General features: G+C 73.6%; 8 protein-coding genes and 1 pseudogene. 2 read left to right on the top strand and 7 right to left on the bottom strand.

What is annotated here, in order from left to right; all coding sequences use genetic code 11:
* The 7 genes from AB0J69_RS61240 to AB0J69_RS61210 all read right to left on the bottom strand — a co-directional run.
* Window positions 1–766: hypothetical protein (locus AB0J69_RS61240; RefSeq protein WP_364138495.1), on the bottom strand; the 766-nt coding region annotated here is incomplete at its 3' end.
* The gene (locus tag AB0J69_RS61235; protein ID WP_364138492.1) at window positions 763–1623 is read right to left on the bottom strand and encodes an ATP-binding cassette domain-containing protein; all 861 of its coding nucleotides are present in this window, start codon (window positions 1621–1623) and stop codon (window positions 763–765) included. The genes AB0J69_RS61235 and AB0J69_RS61240, both read right to left, overlap by 4 nt.
* Window positions 1593–2453, bottom strand: a complete 861-nt coding sequence (locus AB0J69_RS61230; RefSeq protein WP_364138489.1) for a zf-HC2 domain-containing protein — start codon at window positions 2451–2453, stop codon at window positions 1593–1595. Before AB0J69_RS61230 ends, AB0J69_RS61235 begins: the two co-directional genes overlap by 31 nt.
* Complete coding sequence (locus tag AB0J69_RS61225; RefSeq protein ID WP_364138486.1) at window positions 2450–3031, bottom strand: RNA polymerase sigma factor; 582 nt, start codon at window positions 3029–3031, stop codon at window positions 2450–2452. Before AB0J69_RS61225 ends, AB0J69_RS61230 begins: the two co-directional genes overlap by 4 nt.
* Window positions 3032–3386: 355 nt before the next feature.
* The gene (locus AB0J69_RS61220; protein WP_364138484.1) at window positions 3387–3548 is read right to left on the bottom strand and encodes a hypothetical protein; all 162 of its coding nucleotides are present in this window, start codon (window positions 3546–3548) and stop codon (window positions 3387–3389) included.
* A gap of 2 nt (window positions 3549–3550) precedes the next feature.
* On the bottom strand, window positions 3551–4234 hold the full coding sequence (locus tag AB0J69_RS61215) for a GntR family transcriptional regulator (protein ID WP_364138482.1): 684 nt from the start codon (window positions 4232–4234) through the stop codon (window positions 3551–3553).
* 29 nt (window positions 4235–4263) lie between these two features.
* A complete protein-coding gene (locus AB0J69_RS61210) occupies window positions 4264–5145 on the bottom strand; it encodes a dihydrodipicolinate synthase family protein (protein WP_364138479.1) in 882 nt (293 codons plus the stop codon).
* 72 nt (window positions 5146–5217) lie between these two features.
* Here AB0J69_RS61210 and AB0J69_RS61205 point away from each other — a divergent pair, with 72 nt between their 5' ends.
* Together AB0J69_RS61205 and AB0J69_RS61200 are read left to right on the top strand one after the other, a co-directional pair.
* Window positions 5218–6528 (top strand): MFS transporter, encoded by a 1311-nt coding sequence (locus tag AB0J69_RS61205; RefSeq protein ID WP_364138476.1) that lies wholly within the window; start codon window positions 5218–5220, stop codon window positions 6526–6528.
* Window positions 6529–6565: 37 nt separating this feature from the next.
* A pseudogene (locus AB0J69_RS61200) lies at window positions 6566–6763 on the top strand (hypothetical protein); the annotation flags it as partial.

The raw sequence follows: 6763 nt of genomic DNA, 5'->3' as shown, positions 1-6763 counted from the left end.
GCACCGCCACGGCCAGCCCGGCGACCGCCGCCGCGCACCGCCGGGGCCGCACGCCGTGCCGGAGCATCGCCAGCGCGCCGAACAGCACGACCAGGCCCAGCAGGTAGAGCGCGTGCCACCCCGACGGCCGCGTGCCCCACTGCGGCTCGTGCACCATCACCGCGGGGAGCAGCCACCGGCCCGGATCCAGCGAGACCCCGAGGAAGGAGAGCACGCCGAGGACGACGACGGCGAGCGGCCCGGCGATCAGCGACGGCACCCACCGGCCCAGCGCGACCCCGAACACCGCCGCCAGCGCGGTGACCGCGACCCCGCCGGCGAGCTCGTACGGATCCGCCCGCCCGGCCACCGTCCCGCTCGCCAGCAGCCGCACCGCCAGGTGCACCCCCATGACGAGGGCGCAGACCGACGCCCCGACCGCCGCGGCGGCCACCGCGACCGCCCAGGTCCGCACCGCCGCCTCGCCGGGCACGGCGGCCAGGGTTTCGGCCAGGCCGTTGCGGCCGTCGCGGGCCGCCCCGAGGCCGGCCAGGATGAGCACGGTCGCGGCGATGAGCAGTGAGGTGGTCATGGTGACGACCGGCTCGCTGTTCATGTCGGGCAGCCACTGCCAGGTGTAGAAGATGCGCAGCGCCAGGAAGGCGGCGGCCGCGGTCCACAGCGCCGGGCTGCGCGCCAGCCGTACCGCCTCGAACCGCAGCAGAGCGGGCGTGAGGCGTGCGGTCCGCGCCGGAGCGTGGGCGCGCGGCAGCGCGACGGCGGTCACGCGGCCACCTCCGACGGCTCGCCGAGCAGCAGCAGGTAGCCGTCCTCGACGGTCGGGTCGGCCGGTACGGCGTGCCGCGGCGGATCCCCCAGCGTCCGGTACCGGCCGTCGGCGGTCCGCCAGAACATCCGCGCCGCGGCCCCCGGAGCCTCCTCCGACAACCACACCTGCCCGGCCGCCTGCTCGGCGATCTGCCGGGGCGTGCCCTCGAACACCACCCGGCCCCGGTTCACGACCACGACCCGCTCGCACAGGGCGGCGACGTCCTCGGTCTGGTGGGTGGACAGCAGCACGGTACGGCTCTCGCCCAGCCGCGACACCAGCGCCCGGAACCGCATCCGCTGCTCGGGGTCCAGCCCCACCGTGGGCTCGTCGAGGATCAGCAGCTCCGGCTCCCCGAGCAGCGCCTGGGCCAGCGCGAGCCGCTGCCGCATGCCGCCGGACAGCTTGCGCACCTTCGTCCGCGACCTGTCGGCGAGGTCCACCTCGGCCAGCACCCGGCGGACCTCGCGGTGCCTGGCCCGCCGGTCGGTGTGCTCCTTGAGGATCGCCACGTAGTCGACCAGCTCGAACGCGGTGAAATGGGGGTAGTGGCCGGGGTCCTGCGGCAGGTAGCCCAGGCGGCGGCGGATCTCGGTGCGCTGCGCCGCCGTGGCCGGGTCGAGGCCGAGGACGCGGATCCGCCCGGAGTCCGGGGCGAGCGTCGTGGCCAGGCAGCGCAGCAGGGTGGTCTTGCCGGCGCCGTTCGGGCCGAGCAGGCCGGTCACGCCGGGGCCGATCTCGGTGTCGACGCGGTCGAGCACCGTGGCCCGGCCGTACTGTTTGCTCAGCGCTCGTACGCTGATCGTTGGCTCCAACGGGACTCTCCTGGGTCCAGGCGGCTGCGCCGCGCGTACACGAACGGGATGAAGACGCCCGCGGCCACGGCGTACATCAGCTGGGCCGCGGGTGCGAAGAACAGGAAAGGGTCGTCGGCGTGCACGGCGGCGACGGTGCCGACCACGCCGAGCCAGGCCGCGCCGAGCAGGCCGGCCGCGACCGCGACGGGCATGCGGACGGCCAGGGCGAGGGTGCCGACGCTCAGCGCGAGGGAGGGCAGCAGCCATCCGGCGCTGAGCCCGGGCGGGCCCGGCAGCCACGGGCTCGCGGCGGCGGTCAGGACGACCGCGGTGGCCAGCACCGCGCCCGCCCGCAGGAGCAGCAGCCGCGGCCCGGCCATCGGGGTGGCGGCCTGCGTCTCGTGGACGGGATCGACATGCCGCCCGTACGCCAGCGCGATCCCGGCCAGCGGCAGCACCGGCGCCGCGACCAGGAACGCCAGCAGGTACGACGCCCCGACCTCGCGCACCGCCTGCCCCACCGCCACCGCGCAGGCCAGCACCACCACGACCGCCACCACCCAGGCCCGGCTGAGCGTCGGCGTGGCGACCAGCAGCCGCGCCAGGTGCCCGGGAACTCCGGCCCGGCCCAGCAGTCGCTCGACCGGCCCCGGGCGCGGCCGGTCCACCTCCTCCGCCAGCCGCTCCCAGCCCGCCACCAGCCACCCCTCCTCGTACGGCACCGCCGCCCGGCACCGCGCGCACCGGGTGAGGTGCGCCTCGACGGACATGACCACGGCCGGTTCGAGCCGCCCGGTGAGGTAACGGTCCATGAGGTCGCCGGGCACGTGCCAGTCCTCGCGGTTCATGCCAGGTCCTCCCTGAGCCGGGCCTTGGCCCGCATGACGCGGGTCTTGACGGTGCCCTCCGGCACGCCGAGCAGGCGCGCGGCCTCCTTGGTGGTCAGCCCGTCCAGGACGGTGGCCTGCAGCGCCGCGCGCAGGTCGGGCGACAGGCGGGCGAGCGCCGTGCCGAGGTCGCCGTGCTCCACGCCGAGCAGCACGACGTCCTCCGCGGACGCGGCGGGCCCTCGCTCCTCGTCCGGGGCGCGGCCGTCGCCGATCCACCGGTGGCCGGGACCGCGCAGCACCGACACCAGCCGGCGGATGGCGATGGTCCAGATCCACGCGGCGGCCTCGCCCCTGGCCGCCTGGTAGCGCCTGGCGTCGCGCCAGACGGCGAGGAAGGTGTCCTGGAGGGCGTCGTCCACCGCGTCCGGGTCGGCGCAGCGGCGGGCCAGGCGGACCCGCAGCCACGGCGCGTGCCTGCGGTGCAGGATTCGCAGCGCCTCCACCTTGCCGGCCGCGACGGCGGCGAGGAGTTCCGCGTCGTCGCTGTCGGGACCGAACGGGGGCGCGTCCCGGTTTCTGCTGAAAAAGCGGCGCACATCAGGTCTATCGCCGGACCGGCCGCCTTCGGTTCCCTCACTCCACGATCCCGTGCCGGGCATCGCGCCGGGAGTGTTGGGCTGCTGGACGTTTGGCGTTGGAGTTCCGGATGAGAGGGAGGTGAGGTTCGATGACCGCGGTGAAGGCCGCTGCCGTGTGCAGCGCCCGGACATTCCTCACGTCCCGGGCCCCGGTCTGACCCACTTCTTCCCCTCGCCGCAGCCGCTGTCCGGCTGACGAGGCGGGGGTGATGCCTGCGTCTCGTCGGGGCCCCTTCCCGCAAGGTGTCTCACGTTGCCCAACCTCTTCACGGATCCGTCCGACGCCGGCCTGTCCCGGTACGGATGAACGACCTCACTCGACCACGCCTGCGCCGAGCACCGCGAGGCCGGCCTCGTACCGGCCCGGGTCGCCCGGGTGGACCGCGGCCTGTGCGACGCGGTCACCGGGTCCGGCCCGGTGCGGGCCGACCTCACGGCCCTGCACTCGCCCGACCCGCTGTCGGTTCCCGCGCACGCTCACGTCGTGATCGCCTTGGACTCCATGTCGGCGATCGTCCACTCCTCCACCTCGTCGAGGTGGACGGCGGCGGCCCGCTGGGCGCCGTCGGCGTCGCGGGCGGCCATGGCGTCGAGGATCTCCAGGTGGCGCCGGGTGGAGCCGGCGATGCGGTGCGGGCCGGTGGCGCCCAGCACGCGCAGCCACTGCACGAACGGCTCGGTGGAGGAGCGGGCCTTGATCAGGCGCGCGTTGCCGGTCGCGGCCACAATCTCGTTGTGCAGGCGGCTGTCGCTGGCGAAGAACGGCTCGTAGTCGCCCCGCTCGGCCTGGCGCAGCGCCTCGACCGCCTCGCCGCGCAGGTCGGCGATCCGCTCCAGCGACATCGAGGCGGCCGCGATCCCGGTCGCGACCCACTCGATGCCCTTGCGGAGTTGACAGACCTCGTGCACGTCGGTGACGCCCGGCCGGGCCACGAAGGTCCCCGAGCGGGGGCGCGTCACGATGAGCTGGTCGTGCTCGAGACGGGCCAGCGCCTCGCGCACGGGAGTGCGCGAGACGCCGAACTCCGTCGCGACCGCCTGCGGATCGAGCCGGACCCCGGGCGCGTACGTGCCACCGGTGATCCGGTCGCACAGGATCCGGTAGAGCTGGTCCGCGATCGAATCCACGACCAGCGACGAGCCCTTCGACAGAGGCGGCACTATGTCTCCCCTTCGGCGGATGTGTACGGCTAAGCGATCAGATTAGCCGCGCGCAGCGCCGTGGCGATGCGCGCGCGTTCGGCGGGACTCGCGGGCGCGAAGGGCTTGCGCGGCCGCCCGCCGTCGCGTCCCTGCAGCTGGAGGGCGGCCTTGAGGGTGGCCGGCAGGTTGGGCCCGTCGATGGCCCGCCACACCGTGAGGATCCGCTCGTGCAGCCGCCGCGCCAGCTCGTGGTCACCGGCCTGGACGGCGTCCCACAGCTCGACGCTCAGGCGCGGCGTGACGGTCGGGACGGCGGCCAGCGCGCCGTGGGCGCCGAGCATGAACGCCGGGTAGTGCAGGTCGTCCAGGGCGGCCAGGATCGTGAACCGGTCGCGCACCCGGGCCAGCAGGTCGACCAGCAGGTGCATGTCGCCGCCGCTCTGCTTGACGGCCACCAGCTGGGGGATGTCGGCCAGGCGCTCGATGACGTCCACCGGGACCAGCGCCCAGGGCACCACGTTGTAGAGCACGATCGGCAGGTCGACGGCCTGGCCGATCTCGCGGTAGTAGGCGACGGTCTCCTCGGCGGAGGGGGAGAAGACGTAGTGCACGGGCGTGATCTGCAACGCGTCCACGCCGGTCTCCTTCAGCGCCAGGGAATAGCGGATCACCTGGGCCGTGGAGTTCTGGATCACTCCGGCGATCACCGGCACCCGCCCGGCGACCTCCTCGACCACCGTGCGGCAGATCTCGCGGCTCTCCTCCAGCGACAGGGTCTGGCCCTCGCCGGTGCTGCCGCACGCGCAGATCGCGGTCACACCCGCGTCGAGCAGGTATTTGACCTCCGCGCGCAGCAGGTCGAGGTCCACCTGATCGTCCTCGTCGAACGGGGTGACGACGGTCGAGATCATCCCGTGCAGATCCAGCATGAAGACTCCTCTTGATGTTGCGGCCCTGTTAAATCTAGTGTCTGATATATCAGATTACTAGAAGGGATGCCGATGGACAGCTCGATCAGCGACGCCGCCCCACCACGGACCCCCGGCCGCACCCCGCTCCGACGCGTCGTGTGGGCCAGCGCCCTGGGCACCACCGTGGAGTACTACGACTTCACCCTCTACGCCACCACCGCCGCCCTCGTCTTCGACGACGTCTTCTTCCCCGCACAGACCCCGCTGGTCGGGACGCTGGCCGCGTTCGCCACGTTCTTCGTCGGCTACCTCGCCCGCCCCCTCGGCGGCCTGATCTTCGGGCACTTCGGCGACCGGCTCGGCCGCAAGAACGTCCTGATCATCACGATGCTCATGATGGGCGCCGGCACGTTCGCCATCGGCCTGATCCCCTCCTACGCGAGCATCGGGATCGCCGCGCCGCTGCTGCTGGTGCTCATCCGGGTGGTGCAGGGCCTGGGCATGGGCGGCGAGTACGGCGGCGGCGTGCTCATGGCCCTGGAGTACAGCCCGCGCGAGCGGCAGGGCCTGTCCACCTCCCTGGTGCACATCGGCACCCCCGCCGGCGTGCTGCTGCCGGTCGGCCTGGTCACCCTGCTCGACACCGCCCTGCCCGAGGGCGCGTACGAGTCGTGGGCCTGGCGCCTGCCGTTCCTGGTGAGCATCGTGCTCATCGGGGTCGGCTTCTACATCCGGCTGCACCTCAGCGAGAGCCCCGAGTTCGTCAAGATGCGCGCCGAGCGCGACGTGCAGCAGGTGCCGGTCAAGGAGCTGTTCGGCCGGCACGTGGGCAGCGTGGTGCTGTCCATCCTGGCCAAGATCGCCGAGAGCGGGCTGTTCAACGTCTACTACGTGGTCGCCATCGCGTACGTCACCACCGAGCTCGGCCTGCCGCGCGGGCCCGTGCTGATGGCGGTGCTCATCGCGTGCCTGGTGGAGTGCTGCACGCTGCCGGTGTTCGGGGCGCTGTCGGACCGGATCGGGCGGCGCCGCGTCTACATCGCCGGCGCGCTGTTCCAGGCGGTGCTGGCCGTGCCGTTCTTCCTCATGGTGCAGACCGGCGACTTCGCGCTGACCACGATCGCCATGGTGCTCGGCCTCGGGGTGGGGCACGGCTCGATGTACGGGGCGCAGGCGGCGCTGTTCGCCAACCTCTACCCGGTGCAGGTCCGCTACACCGGCCTGTCGGTCACCCAGCAGGTGGGCGCCACGTTCGGCGGCGGGCTGGCCCCGCTCGCGGGCACCGCGCTGCTGGCCGCGGCGGGCGGGCACTGGACCTGGCTGGTGGCGTACATGATCGGCGTGGCCCTCGTGTCCAGCCTGGCCGCGAGCCGCCTGGCACGGGGCGAGGTGCGAGCATGAGCAGGATGTCCGTACCGACACGAGGAGAGATGCGCGCATGAGCGGCCTGTTCGTCCCCGATGGCGCCGGCGCTGTCCCTGGCGCAGGGGATGCCGTCGCGCCGGCGCTGCGCGGGTTCGCCCGTGCCCACGCCCACCTGGTCGAGCTGCGCGAGGATCCCGTCCACCTGCGCGCCCGCGAACGCGACCCGCGCCGCGCCGTCGGCCTGGTCTCGGGCGGCGGCTCCGGCCACGAG

Source organism: Nonomuraea sp. NPDC049709 (genome assembly GCF_040674815.1).
Classification (GTDB): domain Bacteria; phylum Actinomycetota; class Actinomycetes; order Streptosporangiales; family Streptosporangiaceae; genus Nonomuraea.
Note: the sequence above shows the minus strand (reverse complement) of the source record. Positions and strands in the feature narration are given on the sequence as shown.

What these genes read in the sequence shown, in the direction of transcription:
- AB0J69_RS61230 (WP_364138489.1), bottom strand. Translation starts at nt 2,453, where the DNA reads ATGAACCGCGAGGACTGGCACGTGCCCGGCGACCTCATGGACCGTTAC.
- AB0J69_RS61210 (WP_364138479.1), bottom strand. Translation starts at nt 5,145, where the DNA reads ATGCTGGATCTGCACGGGATGATCTCGACCGTCGTCACCCCGTTCGAC.
- AB0J69_RS61205 (WP_364138476.1), top strand. Translation starts at nt 5,218, where the DNA reads ATGGACAGCTCGATCAGCGACGCCGCCCCACCACGGACCCCCGGCCGC.